The 15,667-nt window shown below is 70.1% G+C and carries 18 protein-coding genes; 15 read left to right on the forward strand and 3 right to left on the reverse strand.

Annotation, left to right across the window (positions count from 1 at the left end; all coding sequences use genetic code 11):
* Positions 1-3: 3 nt before the first annotated feature.
* On the forward strand, positions 4-1,602 hold the full coding sequence (locus AC07O8_RS05345) for an ABC transporter substrate-binding protein (protein ID WP_495047056.1): 1,599 nt from the start codon (positions 4-6) through the stop codon (positions 1,600-1,602).
* On the forward strand, positions 1,599-2,450 hold the full coding sequence (locus AC07O8_RS05350; protein ID WP_495047057.1) for an urease accessory protein UreD: 852 nt from the start codon (positions 1,599-1,601) through the stop codon (positions 2,448-2,450). The genes AC07O8_RS05345 and AC07O8_RS05350 overlap by 4 nt, the downstream gene beginning before the upstream one ends.
* Before the next feature lie 55 nt (positions 2,451-2,505).
* On the opposite strand, the gene leuD is transcribed toward AC07O8_RS05350, so the two are convergent.
* From leuD to AC07O8_RS05365, 3 genes are read right to left on the reverse strand one after another with little or no spacing between them, the layout of a single operon-like run.
* Positions 2,506-3,141 (reverse strand): 3-isopropylmalate dehydratase small subunit, encoded by a 636-nt coding sequence (leuD, locus tag AC07O8_RS05355; protein WP_495047058.1) that lies wholly within the window; start codon positions 3,139-3,141, stop codon positions 2,506-2,508.
* Positions 3,138-4,646, reverse strand: a complete 1,509-nt coding sequence (gene leuC, locus AC07O8_RS05360; RefSeq protein ID WP_495047059.1) for a 3-isopropylmalate dehydratase large subunit — start codon at positions 4,644-4,646, stop codon at positions 3,138-3,140. The genes leuD and leuC overlap by 4 nt, the downstream gene beginning before the upstream one ends.
* Positions 4,643-5,692 (reverse strand): alpha/beta fold hydrolase, encoded by a 1,050-nt coding sequence (locus AC07O8_RS05365; RefSeq protein WP_495047060.1) that lies wholly within the window; start codon positions 5,690-5,692, stop codon positions 4,643-4,645. The genes leuC and AC07O8_RS05365 overlap by 4 nt, the downstream gene beginning before the upstream one ends.
* Before the next feature lie 149 nt (positions 5,693-5,841).
* On the opposite strand from AC07O8_RS05365, the gene AC07O8_RS05370 reads away from it, so the two are divergent.
* From AC07O8_RS05370 to AC07O8_RS05430, 13 genes are all read left to right on the forward strand, one after another.
* Positions 5,842-6,756 (forward strand): LysR family transcriptional regulator, encoded by a 915-nt coding sequence (locus AC07O8_RS05370; protein ID WP_495047061.1) that lies wholly within the window; start codon positions 5,842-5,844, stop codon positions 6,754-6,756.
* A gap of 144 nt (positions 6,757-6,900) precedes the next feature.
* Positions 6,901-8,262: a cytochrome ubiquinol oxidase subunit I gene (locus AC07O8_RS05375; protein ID WP_495047062.1), complete on the forward strand. Its 1,362-nt coding sequence runs from the start codon at positions 6,901-6,903 to the stop codon at positions 8,260-8,262.
* The gene (locus AC07O8_RS05380) at positions 8,259-9,242 is read left to right on the forward strand and encodes a cytochrome d ubiquinol oxidase subunit II (RefSeq protein WP_495047063.1); all 984 of its coding nucleotides are present in this window, start codon (positions 8,259-8,261) and stop codon (positions 9,240-9,242) included. The genes AC07O8_RS05375 and AC07O8_RS05380 overlap by 4 nt, the downstream gene beginning before the upstream one ends.
* Positions 9,243-9,307: 65 nt before the next feature.
* Positions 9,308-9,526 carry a DUF6364 family protein gene (locus AC07O8_RS05385; protein ID WP_297531321.1) on the forward strand — a complete coding sequence of 73 codons (219 nt, stop codon included), beginning with the start codon at positions 9,308-9,310 and terminating at the stop codon, positions 9,524-9,526.
* On the forward strand, positions 9,523-10,017 hold the full coding sequence (locus AC07O8_RS05390) for a PIN domain-containing protein (protein ID WP_495047064.1): 495 nt from the start codon (positions 9,523-9,525) through the stop codon (positions 10,015-10,017). Before AC07O8_RS05385 ends, AC07O8_RS05390 begins: the two co-directional genes overlap by 4 nt.
* Positions 10,014-11,174, forward strand: a complete 1,161-nt coding sequence (hisC, locus tag AC07O8_RS05395; protein WP_495047065.1) for a histidinol-phosphate transaminase — start codon at positions 10,014-10,016, stop codon at positions 11,172-11,174. The genes AC07O8_RS05390 and hisC overlap by 4 nt, the downstream gene beginning before the upstream one ends.
* Positions 11,175-11,240: 66 nt before the next feature.
* Positions 11,241-11,837: an imidazoleglycerol-phosphate dehydratase HisB gene (gene hisB / locus AC07O8_RS05400; RefSeq protein WP_495047066.1), complete on the forward strand. Its 597-nt coding sequence runs from the start codon at positions 11,241-11,243 to the stop codon at positions 11,835-11,837.
* Positions 11,834-12,511 carry an imidazole glycerol phosphate synthase subunit HisH gene (gene hisH, locus AC07O8_RS05405; protein WP_495047067.1) on the forward strand — a complete coding sequence of 226 codons (678 nt, stop codon included), beginning with the start codon at positions 11,834-11,836 and terminating at the stop codon, positions 12,509-12,511. The genes hisB and hisH overlap by 4 nt, the downstream gene beginning before the upstream one ends.
* Before the next feature lie 102 nt (positions 12,512-12,613).
* Positions 12,614-13,357, forward strand: a complete 744-nt coding sequence (hisA, locus tag AC07O8_RS05410) for a 1-(5-phosphoribosyl)-5-[(5-phosphoribosylamino)methylideneamino]imidazole-4-carboxamide isomerase (protein ID WP_495047068.1) — start codon at positions 12,614-12,616, stop codon at positions 13,355-13,357.
* 3 nt (positions 13,358-13,360) lie between these two features.
* Complete coding sequence (gene hisF / locus AC07O8_RS05415) at positions 13,361-14,131, forward strand: imidazole glycerol phosphate synthase subunit HisF (protein ID WP_495047069.1); 771 nt, start codon at positions 13,361-13,363, stop codon at positions 14,129-14,131.
* Positions 14,128-14,832, forward strand: a complete 705-nt coding sequence (gene rsmD / locus AC07O8_RS05420; RefSeq protein ID WP_495047070.1) for a 16S rRNA (guanine(966)-N(2))-methyltransferase RsmD — start codon at positions 14,128-14,130, stop codon at positions 14,830-14,832. Before hisF ends, rsmD begins: the two co-directional genes overlap by 4 nt.
* A gap of 9 nt (positions 14,833-14,841) precedes the next feature.
* Positions 14,842-15,351 (forward strand): pantetheine-phosphate adenylyltransferase, encoded by a 510-nt coding sequence (coaD, locus tag AC07O8_RS05425; protein WP_495047071.1) that lies wholly within the window; start codon positions 14,842-14,844, stop codon positions 15,349-15,351.
* 3 nt (positions 15,352-15,354) lie between these two features.
* Positions 15,355-15,609 (forward strand): YfhL family 4Fe-4S dicluster ferredoxin, encoded by a 255-nt coding sequence (locus AC07O8_RS05430; RefSeq protein WP_495047072.1) that lies wholly within the window; start codon positions 15,355-15,357, stop codon positions 15,607-15,609.
* Positions 15,610-15,667 lie beyond the last annotated feature (58 nt).

Genomic DNA, 15,667 nt, shown 5'->3' on the forward strand with positions numbered 1-15,667 from the left:
GGGATGACACGAAGGCTCATGCTGCTGGCGCTGTGCGCCGGTGCGGTTGGAACGACGCTCATCGGCGCGCCGGCGGTCCAGGCGCAGACGCTGCGCTGGGCCAGCCAGGGCGATGCCCAGACGATGGACCCGCACTCGCAGAACGAGAGCCTGACCAACGGCATGAACTCGCAGGTCTACGAGCGGCTCACCGCCCGCGACCGCCAGCTCAACATCGTGCCGGGTCTTGCCTCCGAATGGACCCAGGTCAGTCCGCTCGTCTGGCGCTTCAAGCTGCGCCCCAATGTCAAGTTCCACGACGGCACCCCGTTCACCGCCGACGACGTCGTGTTCTCGCTGCAGCGCGCCAAGGCGCCGACCTCGCAGGTCGCCGTCTACGCCAACGCCGTGGGCACCGCGCGCAAGATCGACGACCTGACCGTCGAGATCACCCAGCCGCGCTTCAATCCGATCTTCCTGCAGCACCTGGACCTGCTCTTCATCATGAGCAAGTCCTGGAGCGAGCAGCACAAGGTGACCAAGCCGCTCAGCTTCAAGGACAACGAGGAGAGCTTCGCGGGCTTCAACATGAACGGCACCGGCCCGTTCATGCTGGTCCGCCGGCAGCCCGGCATCCGCACCGTCTACAAGCGCAATCCGAACTGGTGGGGCCGCTTCGAGGGCAACGTGCAGGAGGTGCAGTTCACGCCGATCTCCAACGACGCGACGCGGCTCGCCGCGCTGGTGTCGGGCGAGGTCGACCTGCTGCTCGACCCGGCGCCGCGCGACGTGCCGCGCCTGCGCGCGACGCCCGGCGTGCAGGTCATCGAGGGGCTGGAGAACCGGCTGATCTTCGTCGGCATGGACCAGGCGCGCGACACGCTGGTCTACGGCCGCGCGCCCAACGGCAAGAACCCGTTCCAGGACCTGCGCGTGCGCCGCGCGATGTACCAGGCCATCGACATCGACGCCATCCACAAGCGGCTGATGAACGGCCTGTCGCAGCCCACCGGCGGATTGACGCCGTCGCCGCTGGGCGCCTTCGGCGATCCGGCGCTGGAGACGCGCCTGCCCTTCGACCTGGCCGCCGCGCGCCAGGCGATGGCCGACGCCGGATATGAGAACGGCTTCGAGGTGACGCTGGACTGCCCCAACAACCGCTACGTCAACGACGAGGCGATCTGCCTGGCGCTGGCGTCGATGTGGTCGCAGATCAAGGTGAAGGTGAAGGTCAACGCGATGCCGCGGGTCCTCTACTTCCCCAAGCTGGAGCGCTACGAGACCAGCCTCTACCTGATGGGCTGGGGCGGCGCGATCACCGACGCGGAGACCATCCTGACGCCGGTCTACCGCAGCGACGACCGGTCCTCCGGCGCGGGTTACTACAACTACGGGCGATCGAAGGATCCGAAGTTCGATCAGCTGGCGGCCGCGTCCTCGACGGAAGCCGATCCGGCCAGGCGCGAGCAGTTGATCCGGGCTGCGCTGCAGGCCTACCGCGAGCAGATCCACGTCCTGCCCCTGCACCGGCAAGCCGCGCCGTGGGCGGTGCGTCAAGGCGTGAAGGCGGTGCACCGCGCCGACAACTGGCTGGACTACGCGTGGGTGACACTGCCGAAATGAGGGCGACCCTTGAGAAGCAATGGCTGGCGCGTCTGCGCGCCGATTACCGGACCGAGCGCGGACGCTGTGTCGTCAGCCACGAGCACGAGGGACCGCTGCGGCTGCTGAAGAGCCTCTACCCCGAGGGCGACGCGATCTGCCACAGCGTGCTGGTGCATCCGCCCAGCGGCCTGGTCGGCGGCGACACGCTGGACATGGCGGTGACGGTGGGTGAGGGCGCCCACGCGCTGGTCACCACGCCGGGCGCGACGCGCTTCTATCGCAGTCCGACGGGCACGCTGGCCACGCAACGCGTGCGGACGTCGCTGGGCGACCGCGCCCGGTTGGAGTGGCTGCCGCTCGAAGCCATCGCGTATCCCGGCTGCGAGGCACTCAACGAGGCCCGCTTCAGGCTCGCGCCGACGGCGGAGCTGTTCGCGTGGGACATCACCGCGCTGGGCCTGCCCGGCGCGGGCCAGCCGTTCGACGCCGGACGATTCCAGCAGCACCTCGAGATCCCCGGCGTCTGGCTGGAACGCGGGCTGCTCGACGCGGGCGACGCGCTGCTGATGGACGGCGATCTCGGGCTGGCGGGCCACCGCTGCCTCGGCACCCTGGTGTTCGCGGCCGGCGCCGCGATCGAACGCGGTCGGCGCGAGCGGGCGCTGGACGCCGTCCGCTCGCTGATCGAGGCCGATCCGCTGCGCCTGACCGCCGGCGCGACGGCGGCGCAGGACGGCGTGCTGGTCGTGCGCGCGCTGGGACCGGTGGTGGAGCCGGTGTCGCTGCTGCTGCGCCGCTGCTGGGCCGCCTGGCGTCAGGTCTTGTGGGACCTGGACGGCACCGCTCCCCGCCTCTGGGCGATGTAGCCGGGCATCGGCGCATCGCCGTGTCGGCGCATCGGCGCATCGGCGCATCGTGCGATCACGGGGCCGGTCGTTGCCTCGCCACATCCTTCACCCAGGGCTGCGCTGCCCAGTGTGCCTCCGCGAAGGCGTCGATCTGCGCGCGGTAGGTCATCGACAGCCCGATCGCGTCCAGGCCTTCCAGCAGCATCCGACGATGCCGCGGCAGCATGTCGAAGCGGGCCTCGACGCCACCGGCGCTGCGCAGCGTGAGCGTGTCGACGTCGATGGCGACCGTGTTGCCGGGCACCTGGTCCGCCTCGGCCATCAGCCGGAGCACGTCCGCCTCCGGCAGCGCGACGAGCAGCAAGCCGTTGCCCATCGCATTCGAATAGAAGATCTCGCCGAAGCCCGGCGCCACCACCGCGCGGATGCCCGCCTGCTGCAGGCCCCAGACCGCGTGCTCGCGGCTCGATCCGCAGCCGAAGTTGTTGCCGCCGAGCAGCACCGACACGCCAGCGTACTCGGGCCGGTTGAGGACAAAGTCCGGGCGTTCGCGACCTTCGGCGTCGAAGCGCAGGTCGTAGAGCAGCCCGTCCCGCAGGCCTCGCTTGTCGATGCCGCGCAGGAACTGCTTGGGCATGATCTGGTCGGTGTCGAGGTTCTCGAGGCGCAGCGCCGCGGTGCGGCCTTCGACTTGGCGGACGGGATTCATCGCGGGATCTCCTGCGTGGCAGCGGCATTGGCGGACGTAGGTGCCGTGGGCACCGCGGGCGTCGCGGGCGCGGGGGCCAGGCGGCGGACATCGGTGAGGCGCCCGGTCACCGCGGCGGCGGCGGCCATCGCTGGGCTCATCAGGTGCGTGATCGCGCCGCGGCCCTGGCGGCCTTCGAAGTTGCGGTTGGTCGTCGACGCACAGCGGATGCCGTCGGCGAGCACGTCGTCGTTCATCGCCAGGCACATCGAGCAGCCCGGCTGGCGCCATTCGAGACCGGCATCGAGGAACACGCGGTCCAGGCCTTCCGCCTCCGCCATCGCGCGCACCGCGCCCGAGCCCGGCACGACCATCGCGCGCACGCCCGGCGCCACGTGCCGGCCGCGCAGCACGGACGCTGCCGCGCGCAGGTCCTCGATGCGGCCGTTCGTGCAGGAGCCGATGAACACGTGCTGGATGGGCGTGCCTGCCAGCGCCGCGCCGCCGTCCAGGCGCGCGTAGCGCAGCGCGCGCTCGGCGCTGGCCCGGGCCGGGCCTTCGGCCATCCGCGTCGGATCGGGGATCGGTGCGTCGATCGCGGCGACCTGGTCGGGGCTCGTGCCCCAGGTCACCTGCGGGGCGACCTCGGCGGCATCGAAGCGGTGCTCGACGTCGAACACCGCGCCCTCGTCGCTGTGCAGCGTCGCCCAGTGGGTGAGGGCGGGCGCGCGCCACTCGCCGGCCAGGTCGGGACAGCGGGCCAGCACGTAGTCGATCGCCGTCGCGTCCGGCGCGATCAGCGCGCCGCGCGCGCCGGCCTCCACTGCCATGTTGCACAGCGTGAAGCGCGCCTCGACCGAGAGCGCGCCGATCGCCTCGCCGCAGAACTCGACGACGTAGCCGCGCGCGCCCTGCGCGCCGATGCGGCCGATGATCGCGAGGATCAGGTCCTTCGACGTCGTGCCGGCGGGCAGCGCGCCGTCGACGCGGATGCGCATGTCCTTCGCGACCCGGTAGACCAGCGTCTGCGTGGCCAGCACGTGTTCCACCTCGGTGGTCCCGATGCCGAACCCCAGCGCGCCCAGCGCGCCGTAGGTCGTCGTGTGGCTGTCGCCGCAGATCACCACCATGCCGGGCCGGATCATCCCGTGCTCCGGCGCCACCACGTGCTCGATGCCCTGCAGCGCATCCGTCGTGTCGAACAGCCGGATGCCGTGGCGATCGCAATTCGCCTTCAGGTTGGTCGCCTGCAGCGCCGACGGCGGATCGGCGATCACGCGCAGCTTCGGCGCCACAGGATGCGTCGGGATGATGTGGCTCACCACCGCGACGTTCTGCCCCGGCATCGGGACGCCGCGGCCCTGCTCGTGCAAGCCGGTGAAGGCCTGCGGGCTGGTGTACTCGTTCATCAGGTGCAGGTCGCAGAAGAGCAGCACGTTCTGTTCATCGAGCCCGGCCACCGTGTGGCTGTCGACGAGCTTGCGATAGAGCGTGCGCGGTCCGGCGTCGGGGGGCGTGGTGGTCATGGCTGGCTCTCCTGGCCATCGGCTGACGGGGGGGCGGCGATGGTGGTGGCGATGGTGGCAGTGCCGGTGGCGGTGGCGGCGTTGACGCTGGTGGTGGTGTCGTCGGCGGTGAAGAAGGGCAGGACGCGATCGAGCAGTTGATCCGGCGCCTCCTCGGGGATGTAGTGGCCGCAGGGCAGGGCTTCGCCGCGCACGTCGTCGGCGACGCCGTGCCACAGGGCCAGCGGCTCGAAGCAGCGATGGACGACGCCCTCGCGGCCCCAGAGCGCGAGCAGCGGCATCCGCAGCCGCCGGCCGGCCGCGCGGTCCTCGCGGTCGTGGTCGAGGTCGATGCCGGCGCTGGCGCGGTAGTCCTCGCACAGGCCGTGCGCGGTGCCGGGCAGCGCCAGGCAGCGCTTGTACTCGGCCAGCGCGCGCGGGTCGAAGGGCGCCAGGCCGGCGCTGCGGCGGCCCATCACGTCGCGCACGTAGGCGCCGGGATCGGCCTCGATGAGGCGCTCCGGCAGCGGCGCCGGCTGGATCAGGAAGAACCAGTGCCAGTAGGCGCGCGCGAAGGCGACGTCGGTGCCCGCGTACATGTCCAGCGTCGGCGCGATGTCCAGCAGCGCGAGCCGTCGCACCGCGGCCGGCGCATCCATCGCCAGGCGATGCGCGACGCGGCCACCGCGGTCGTGCGCCAGCACGTCGAAGCGCGCGTGGCCGAGCTGGCGCATCACGCTGAGCATGTCGGCGGCCATCGCGCGCTTGCTGTAGGCGGCGTGGTCGTTCGGTGCCGGCGGGGACTGCAAGGCCTCGGGGACCTCCGGCTTCGACGAATCGCCGTAGCCGCGCAGGTCCGCCGCAATGACGGTGAAGTGCCGGGCCAGCGTCGGCGCGACCTTGTGCCAGATCGCGCGCGTCTGCGGGTGGCCGTGGAGCAGCAGCAGCGCGGACCCGGTGCCGCCCATCGTCAGATGGATGCGGACGCCGTCGGCGGTGGGCAGGCTGAGATGCTGGAAGCCGGGGTACAGCGCATCGAGCGCATCGTGTCCTGAAGCAGCGGGCATGGGGTCTCCTGATCGGGCGTGCCGGCCGGCGGGGAGATCGGCGGCGGCACGGTCGGCGATGGCCGACTCCTCGTTGGCCCCGATTCTGGAAGTGAACGTGGGGCACATAATTTCCGCTTCGGCAGTTCTTTCGTTCCGGAGGTTCATCAATGGACGGCTTCTCCGACCTGGCCTTCTTCGCGCTGCTGGTCAAGCAGGGCAGCCTGGCCGCCGCGGCGCAGCAACTCGGCGTGACGCCGCCGGCGGTGAGCAAGCGGCTCGCGGCGATCGAGCGCCGGCTCGGCGTGCGCCTGCTGCAGCGGACCACGCGTCGCATCGGCCTGACGCCGGAAGGCGAGACCTACCTCGTCGACGGCGCGCGCGTGCTGGAGGACCTGGAGGCGCTGGAGCGCACCGTGGCCGGCAGCCGCGCGGCGCCCAAGGGACTGCTGCGCGTGGCGGCGAGCTTCGGCTTCGGGCGCAAGCACGTGGCGCCGGCGCTGTCGACATTCGCGCGCCAGTTTCCGGACGTCGAGGTGCAGCTCGAGCTGACCGACCGGCCGGTCAACCTGATCGAGCAGGGCATCGATCTGGAGGTCCACGTCGGCGAGCCGCCCGATGCGCGGCTCACGGCGCGGCTGCTCGCGCGCAACCGGCGCGTGCTCTGCGCCTCGCCCGCCTACCTCAAGCGCGCCGGCGAGCCCGCCGCGCCGCGCGAGCTCGCGCGTCATGCCTGCCTCTTCATCCGCGAGAGCGACGAGACCTTCGGCACCTGGCACTTCCAGCAGGGCGCGCGCAAGGAGACGGTGAAGGTGCGCGGCCCGCTGGCGGCCAACGACGGCGAAAGCGTGCTGGCGTGGGGACTCGATGGCCACGGGGTGCTGATGCGCTCGTTCTGGGAAGCGGCGCCGATGCTGCGATCGGGACGGCTCAGGCCGGTGCTCGCGGAGTGGGCGATGCCGCCGGCGGACATCCACCTGATCTATCCGCCGCGCGCGCAGCTGTCGGCGAAGACGCGGGCGCTCGTCGACTTCCTGCTCGAGCGCTTCGAGCCGCAACGTGAGGGCGACGACGGCGGCTGGTGATCGACAGCCGCCGGCCCCACCCCGGCCCCACCCGACCCTCACCCCGTCCCTTTCCCGCAAGCGGGAGAGGGAGCAAGAGGGCAAGTTGTCCTAGGACGATCTGTCCCTTCCCCGATCGTGCCGACTTCGAAACACTTCGGGGTCATGGACACCCTGATCCTCGCGCGCATGCAGTTCGCGCTCAACATCACCTTCCACATCCTCTTCCCGACGATCACGATCGCGCTGGGCTGGATCGTGCTCTTCATGCTCTGGCGCTGGCGGCGCACCGGCGAGTCGCCCTGGCTCGCGGCCTACCAGTTCTGGACCAAGGTTTTCGCGCTGAGCTTCGCGCTGGGCGTCGTCAGCGGCGTGACGATGAGTTTCCAGTTCGGCACCAACTGGCCGGGCTTCATGGAGCGCGCCGGCAACATCGCGGGACCGCTGCTCGGCTACGAGGTGCTCACGGCTTTCTTCCTGGAGGCGGGCTTCCTCGGCATCATGCTGTTCGGCCGGGAACGTGTCAGTCCGCGCGTCCACTTCATCGCCACGGCGACGGTGGCCTTCGGCACGACGCTGAGCGCGTTCTGGATCCTCAGCCTCAACTCGTGGATGCAGACGCCGACGGGCTACGAGATCCGCGACGGCGTCATGCACGCCGTCGACTGGTGGGCGATCGTCTTCAATCCGTCGTTCCCGTACCGGCTGACCCACAAGCTGCTGGCGTCCGGGCTCACGGCGGCCTTCCTGCTGGCCGGCGTCAGCGCGTGGCAGATGCTCAAGGGCAGCGGGAAGCCGGAGACCCGCCGCGTGCTGCGGCTCGGTCTGACGCTGGGCGCGGTGCTGATCCCGCTGCAGATCGTCGCGGGTGACCTGCACGGCCTCAACACGCTGAAGCATCAGCCGGCGAAGATCGCCGCCATGGAAGGCGTGTGGACCACCGAGCGCGGCGCGCCGCTGCTGCTGTTCGCGCTGCCCGACGAGCAGGCGAAGGAGAACCGCTTCGCCGTCGGCGTGCCGCGCCTGGCGAGCCTGATCCTCACCCACGACGCCGACGGCGAGATCCGCGGGCTCGAAGCCTTCGAAGGCGCGCATCCGCCGGTCAAGCCGCTGTTCTTCGGCTTCCGCGTGATGGTGGGCGTCGGCCTGCTCATGCTCGTCTTCGCGTGGGGCGGGTGGTGGCTGTTCCGGCGCTCGGGGTGGCAGGGACTTCCCCGCCCATGGCTGTGGGGGCTGTCACTCATGAGCTTCTCCGGCTGGGTCGCCACCGTGGCCGGCTGGTACGTCACCGAGATCGGCCGGCAGCCCTTCATCGTCTACGGCGTGCTGCGGACGCAGGAGGTCGCGGCGCACAACCCGGGGGCCATGGTCGCGGCCTCGCTGGCCGGCTACGCGACGGTCTACCTCGCGCTGCTGATCGCCTATGTCGCCGCGATCAAGCGGATGGCGGAGAAGGGCGCGCCCCAGGCGCCGCGTCCGGCCGTCGCGCCGGTGGCCGCGCCGGTGGTCTCGAGGAGCTTCCCATGAGCGCGCTGCCCGTGATCTTCATGGCCCTGATGGGGTTCTCGCTGCTGATCTACGTCGTGCTGGACGGCTACGACCTCGGCGTGGGGATGCTGTCCGCCGCGGCGGAGGAGGGCGATCGCGACCGCATGGTCGCGTCGATCGGCCCGTTCTGGGACGCCAACGAGACCTGGCTGGTACTGGCCGTCGGCCTGCTGCTGATCGCCTTCCCGAAGGCGCAGGGCGTGGTGCTGACGGCGCTCTACGTGCCGGTGGTGCTGATGCTGCTCGGGCTGATCCTGCGCGGCGCGGCCTTCGACTTCCGCGCCAAGGGCGATCCGGCGCACAAGCGGGGGTGGGACGCGGCGTTCGCGGGCGGATCGGCGCTCGCCTCGCTGACGCAGGGATGGATGCTCGGTCGCTATGTGACCGGCTTCGAGGAAGGCAAGGCGGCGCAGTGCTTCGCCGCGGGCATCGCGATCGCGCTGACCGCCTGCTATGCGCTGCTGGGCGCGAGCTGGCTGCTGATCAAGACCGAAGGCGAGCTGCAGCACCGCGCGATCGGCTGGGCCAAGCGGGCGTGGCCGGCGGTCGTGGCGGGACTGCTGGTCGTGTCCATCGCCTCGCCCTGGCTGAGCCTCACCGTGCGGGCGCGCTGGTTCGACCTGCCGGGCCTGATCGCGCTGGCCCCGTTGCCGTTGATGGCCCTGCTGGCGCTGGCGGCGCTGCGCGGGATGCTCAACTCGCATCGCGTGCTGGGCAAGCTGAGCTGGGCGCCGTTCGCGCTGATGGTGGTCGTGCTGACACTGAGCTTCTTCGGACTCTCCTACAGCCTCTATCCGTTCGTCGTCATCGACCGGATCACGATCTGGGACGCGGCCGCCGCGGACGAGTCCTTGCGCTTCCTGCTGGTCGGCGCGGCAGTGACGATGCCGGTGATCCTCGCCTACTCGCTGTTCTCGTACCGTGTATTCCGGGGGAAGGTGCGCGTTCTCGCGTACTGAACGCGGTGGCTCCAAAAGGACACGAAGTTCGTGCGACACGAACTTCGTGTTACTCTGAAGCCCTGATGAAGAACGTCACCGTCACCATGGAAGACAGCGTCGCCGAGTGGGCGAGGCTGGAGGCGGCGCGGCGCAACACCAGCGTCTCGCGGCTGGTCGGCGAGCTGCTCGCCGAGAAGATGCGCCACGACGACGCCTACGAGCGGGCGCTGCAGGACTGGGTGCACCGCGAGCGCACCTGGTCGTCCGACGGCCAGCCCTACCCGGGGCGGGAGCTGCTGTGAGCGCGCCGATCGAACTGAAGGCGCCGGTGTTCGTGGACACCTCGGTGCTGATCCTCAGCGAGGACGGTGCCGATCCTGCCCGTCGCGCGCAGGCCCTGGCGTGGCTGCGCTGCCTGTGGCAGCAGCGGCTGGGGCGCACCTCGAGCCAGGTGCTCAACGACTTCTACCGCTCGGTGACGACGCACATCACGCCCGCGATGCCGAACGGCGATGCGCGGGCCGAAGTGCGTCGCTACCAGCGCTGGGCGCCCTGGGCGACGGATCACGCGACGGTCGAATCGGCCTGGTCGCTCGAAAGCCGTTTCTCGCTGCCCTATGCCGATGCGCTGATCGTCGCGGCCGCCAAGGCGCAAGGCTGCGAAACCCTGCTGAGCCTGGCCCTGCCGCACGGGCAGCTCTTCGACAGCGTGCTCATCGTCGACCCGCTGCGCGCGCTCCCGGCTGGCGTTGCCCTCTCCGACTTCCTGCCGTCTCCGGCGCTTGCCCCATGACCGCTGACCTCGACCTCACCCTTGATGGCGCTCTTGAAGGCGCTTCTGATGGCGCTGCTGCCCGAGCGCTTGACCGCGCCCTCGGCGTCCTGCGCGAGGACGTCCGCGCGATGCACGCCTATCAGGTGCATCCGTCCGCCGGCCTCATCAAGCTGGACGCGATGGAGAACCCGTTCCGGCTGCCGTCCGAACTCCAGCGCGCGCTGGGTGAGCGACTCGGCGCCGTCGCCATCAACCGCTATCCGGGCGAACGCACGCAGGACCTGGCCCAGGCGCTGGCCGCGCACGCCCGGCTGCCCGCAGGCCAGGCGCTGATGCTGGGCAACGGCTCGGACGAACTGATCTCGCTGCTGGCGATGGCCGTCTGCCGGCCCGGCGAGCGCGTCGCCGTGCTGGCGCCGGTGCCGGGCTTCGTCATGTACGAGCTGTCGTCGCGGTCCCAGCACCTGGACTTCGTCGGCGTGCCGCTGACGGCGGATTTCGAGCTCGACGAGGCCGCGATGCTCGCCGCGATCGCCGAGCACCGTCCCGCGATCGTCTACCTGGCCTATCCGAACAACCCGACCGCGAACCTCTGGGACGACGCCGTCATCGAGCGCATCGTCCAGGCCGCGCCGGGCCTGGTCGTCATGGACGAAGCCTACCAGCCCTTCGCCGCGCGCGATTCGATGGCGCTGATGGCCCGGCACCCGCAGGTGCTGGTGATGCGCACGATGAGCAAGTTCGGCCTGGCCGGCGTGCGCATCGGCTACATGATGGGCAACGCCGAACTGATCCGTCACGTCGACAAGCTGCGCCCGCCGTACAACGTCAGCGTGCTGAACGCGGAAGCGGGCCTCTTCGCGCTGGAACACGCCGAGGTCTACGAGCGTCAGGCGGCCGAGTTGCGCGCCGAGCGTCAGAAGCTGCAGACCGCGCTGGCCACGTTGGCAAGGACCGTCGACCTGCACGCCTATCCGAGCGAAGGCAACATGATCCTGGTGCGCGTGCCCGACGCCAACCGCCTCCACGCGGACCTGAAGGCCCGCGGCGTGCTGGTGAAGAACGTCTCGGGCATGCATCCGCTGCTGGCGCGCTGCCTGCGCCTGACCGTCGGCACGCCGGACGAGAACGCGGCGATGCTGGCGGCGATCGAAGCAAGCCTGACGCAAGCCTGAAGGTCCACTGTCTCCCCTGGTCCCCTGGTCCCCTGGTCCCCTGACCCTGATCTTCCTGGAATCCCCATGAGCTCCGAACGCATCGCCGAAGTCCGCCGCGACACCAAGGAAACGCAGATCCGCGTGCGCGTGAATCTCGACGGCACCGGGCAGGCCTCGCTGAACACCGGCATCGGCTTCTTCGACCACATGCTCGACCAGATCGCCCGCCACGGGCTGATCGACCTCGACATCGAGGCCAAGGGCGACCTGCACATCGACGGCCACCACACCGTCGAGGACGTCGGCATCACCCTGGGCATGGCCGTCGCGCAGGCGGTCGGCGACAAGAAGGGCCTGACCCGCTACGGCCACAGCTACGTGCCGCTGGACGAGGCGCTGTCGCGCGTGGTCGTGGATTTCTCCGGCCGCCCGGGCCTGGCGATGGACGTGACGTTCACCGCCGGCTCGGTCGGCGCCTTCGACACGCAGCTGACCTACGAGTTCTTCCAGGGCTTCGTCAACCACGCGCTGGTGTCGCTGCACGTGGACAACCTCAAGGGCCACAACGCGCACCACCAGTGCGAGACGATGTTCAAGGCCTTCGGCCGCGCGCTGCGCATGGCGATGACGCTGGACCCGCGGTCGGCCGGCGTCATCCCGTCGACGAAGGGCACGCTGTGAGCGCCTCCGCAGCCACCCCGTCCTCCCGGCCGCGCACCGTCGCGGTCGTCGACTACGGCATGGGCAACCTGCGGTCGGTGTCGCAGGCGGTGCTCGCCGCGGCGCAGGACCAGGGCGTGCGCGTGGTCATCACGTCCGAGCCGGACGAGGTCTACGCCGCCGAGCGCATCGTGCTGCCCGGCCAGGGCGCGATGCGCGACTGCATGCGCGAGCTCGCCGACAGCGGCCTGAAGGAGGCGGTGCTGGACGCCGCCGCGCGCAAGCCGCTGATGGGCGTGTGCGTGGGCATGCAGATGCTGCTCGACCACAGCGAGGAGCAGGACACGCCAGGGCTGGGCCTGATCCCGGGCCGCGTGAAGCGCTTCCGGCTCGAGGGCCAGGTGCAGCCCGACGGCAGCCGCTACAAGGTGCCGCAGATGGGCTGGAACCGCGTGCACCAGACGCGGGCGCATCCGGTCTGGGGCGAGGTGCCGGACGAGAGCTGGTTCTACTTCGTCCACAGCTTCTATGCCGAGACGTCGGACCCGCGCGACAGCGCCGGCGACAGCGAGTACGGCCCGCGCTTTACCTGCGCGGTGGCGCGGGATAACATTTTTGCCACCCAATTCCACCCCGAGAAAAGTGCCGCGTCCGGGCTCGCCCTGTATCGGAATTTCCTGCACTGGACGCCCTGAGCGCTCGACGCCCGGCTGCCGGTCCGGTGCCGCCAGCCCCGCACGCTCCGTTCTCGGGTGTTCCAGAACCTGTCCCCTTCCTTCACCCCCACTGCCTCGGCCATGCTGCTGATTCCCGCGATCGACCTGAAAGACGGCAAATGTGTCCGCCTCAAGCAAGGCGACATGAACGACTCCACGACCTTCGGCGAGGATCCCGCCGAGATGGCCCGCCGATGGGTGGACGCCGGCGCCCGGCGACTGCACCTCGTGGACCTGAACGGCGCCTTCGCCGGCAAGCCGGTCAACGAGGCGGCGATCAAGGCCATCCTGCGCGAGGTCGGCGACGACATCCCCGTGCAACTAGGCGGCGGCATCCGCGACCTGGACACGATCGAGCGCTACCTGGACGACGGCCTGTCGTACGTGATCATCGGGACGGCGGCGGTGAAGAACCCCGGTTTCCTGAAGGATGCGGCCTCGGCCTTCGGCGGCCACATCATCGTGGGCCTGGACGCGAAGGACGGCAAGGTCGCCACCGACGGCTGGAGCAAGCTGACCGGCCATGAGGTCATCGACCTGGCGAAGAAGTTCGAGGACTACGGCATCGAGGGCGTGATCTACACCGACATCGGCCGCGACGGCATGCTCAGCGGCATCAACATCGACGCGACGGTGAAGCTGGCGCAGGCGCTGACCATCCCGGTGATCGCCTCGGGCGGGCTGTCCAACATCGCCGACATCGACGCGCTCTGCGCGGTCGAATCCGAAGGCGTGAGCGGTGTGATCTGCGGCCGCGCGATCTACACCGGCGACCTCGACTTCGCCGGCGCGCAGCGTCGCGCCGACGAGTTGAACGGGGGCTGACCGGTGCTGGCCAAGCGGATCATCCCGTGCCTGGACGTGACCGGCGGTCGCGTCGTCAAGGGCATCAATTTCGTCGAGCTGCGCGACGCCGGTGATCCGGTCGAGATCGCGGCCCGCTACAACGAGCAGGGCGCCGACGAACTGACCTTCCTCGACATCACGGCGACCAGCGACGGCCGCGACCTGATCCTGCCGATCATCGAACGGGTGGCCTCGCAGGTCTTCATTCCGCTGACGGTCGGCGGCGGCGTGCGCTCGGTCGCCGACGTGCGCCGGCTGCTGAACGCGGGGGCGGACAAGGTCAGCTTCAATTCGGCAGCGGTGGCCGATCCGGAACTGATCCGCGCCGCCTCCGACAAGTACGGCGCGCAGTGCATCGTGGTCGCGATCGATGCCAAGCGCCGGCAGAACGCCGATGGCAGCACCGGCTGGGACGTGTACACGCATGGCGGCCGCAAGAACACCGGCCTGGACGCGGTCGAATGGGCGAGCCGCATGGCCGCACTCGGCGCGGGCGAGATCCTGCTGACCAGCATGGACCGCGACGGCACGAAGAGCGGTTTCGACCTGGCGCTGACGCGCGCGGTGTCGGACGCGGTGGGCGTGCCGGTGATCGCCTCGGGCGGCGTGGGGTCGCTGCAGGACCTGGCCGACGGCATCACGAAGGGCGGCGCCGACGCGGTGCTGGCCGCGAGCATCTTCCATTACGGCGATCACACCGTCGGCGAGGCCAAGGCGCTGATGGCGTCGCAGGGCATCCCGGTCCGCCAATGAGCACTTCCAGCGGGCGAGGCAAGGGCCGGGAAGGCCGTGAGCGTGATCAGTCCCCCGACATCGACGGCCTGCGCCGCGCCAACCGACCCGGTCCGCGCGTGACGGTCGGCGAGGGCGCGGTCAAGCCGCGTCCGCGCGACGCGGGGCCGGGCGAGGTCCGCATCGTCGGCGGTGTCTGGAAGCGGTCCAAGCTGCCGGTGCCGTATGTGGTGGGCCTGCGACCCACGCCCGACCGGGTGCGGGAGACGCTGTTCAACTGGCTGGGGCAAGACCTGGGCGGTTGGCGCGTGCTGGACGCCTTCGCCGGCAGCGGCGCGCTCGGCTTCGAGGCCGCGTCGCGCGGCGCGACCGCGGTGACCTTGCTGGAGCGCGATGCGACGCTCGCGAACGCGCTGCGCGCCAACCTCAAGCGGCTGGACAAGGACGGCACGGTGCCGATGACGATCGCCAACGCCGATGCGCTCGCCTGGATGCGTCGCGGAACGCCGGGATCGTTCGACCTGATCTTCCTGGACCCCCCGTTCGCGGACGGTCTTTTCGTCGACGCGCTCGCCGCGGCCGCGCCGTTGCTGGCCGAGAACGGCCTGATCTACCTGGAGTCGCCGGAAGCGATCGAAGCGCCCGCGGCGCTGGGCTTGTCCGTGTGGAAGGAAGGGCGGGCCGGGGCGGTGCATTACCGCCTGCTGCGCCGCGGCGGATAATCCGCGCCCATGACCTCCCAGATCCTGCTGACGGCCGTCTACCCCGGCACCTTCGACCCGATGACCCTCGGCCACGAGGATCTGGTGCGTCGCGCCAGCCGGCTGTTCGAGCGCCTGGTGCTGGCGGTCGCGGCGGGCCATCACAAGAAGACGATGTTCAGCATCGACGAGCGGCTGGACATGGCGCGTCAACTGGTGGCGCCCTATCCGAATGTCGAGGTGGTCGCCCTGGACGGCCTGCTGAGCCACTTCGTGATCGCGAACGGCGGCAAGGTGGTGGTGCGCGGCTTGCGGGCGGTGTCGGACTTCGAATACGAGTTCCAGATGGCCGGCATGAACCGGCAGCTGATGCCCGAGGTCGAGACGGTCTTCCTGCCGCCGTCGGACCATTACCAGTTCGTCTCCTCGACCTTCGTGCGGGAGATTGCCAGCCTCGGCGGCGAGGTCGCCAAGTTCGTCTCGCCGCTGGTCCGGGAGCGCCTGGCGGAGCGCGTCGCCAAGAACCGCGTGGAGCAGTAAGCCATGGCCCTGATGATCACCGACGAGTGCATCAACTGCGACGTCTGCGAGCCGGAGTGCCCCAACCACGCCATCTCGATGGGCGAGGAGTACTACCAGATCGAGCCCAGCAAGTGCACGGAGTGCGTCGGGCATTTCGACGAGCCGCAGTGCGCGATGTTGTGTCCGGTGGCCTGCATTCCGGTCAATCCTGAGCACGTCGAATCGCGCGAGACGCTGATGCAGAAGTACGTTCGTCTGACCCAGCAGACAGCTTGAGTCATTCGCCTACTTGAACGGGCAATTGAAGCGCCGAACGCCACGGCGCAAGATCACC

The organism is Roseateles sp. GW821-FHT09G09, assembly GCF_059415965.1.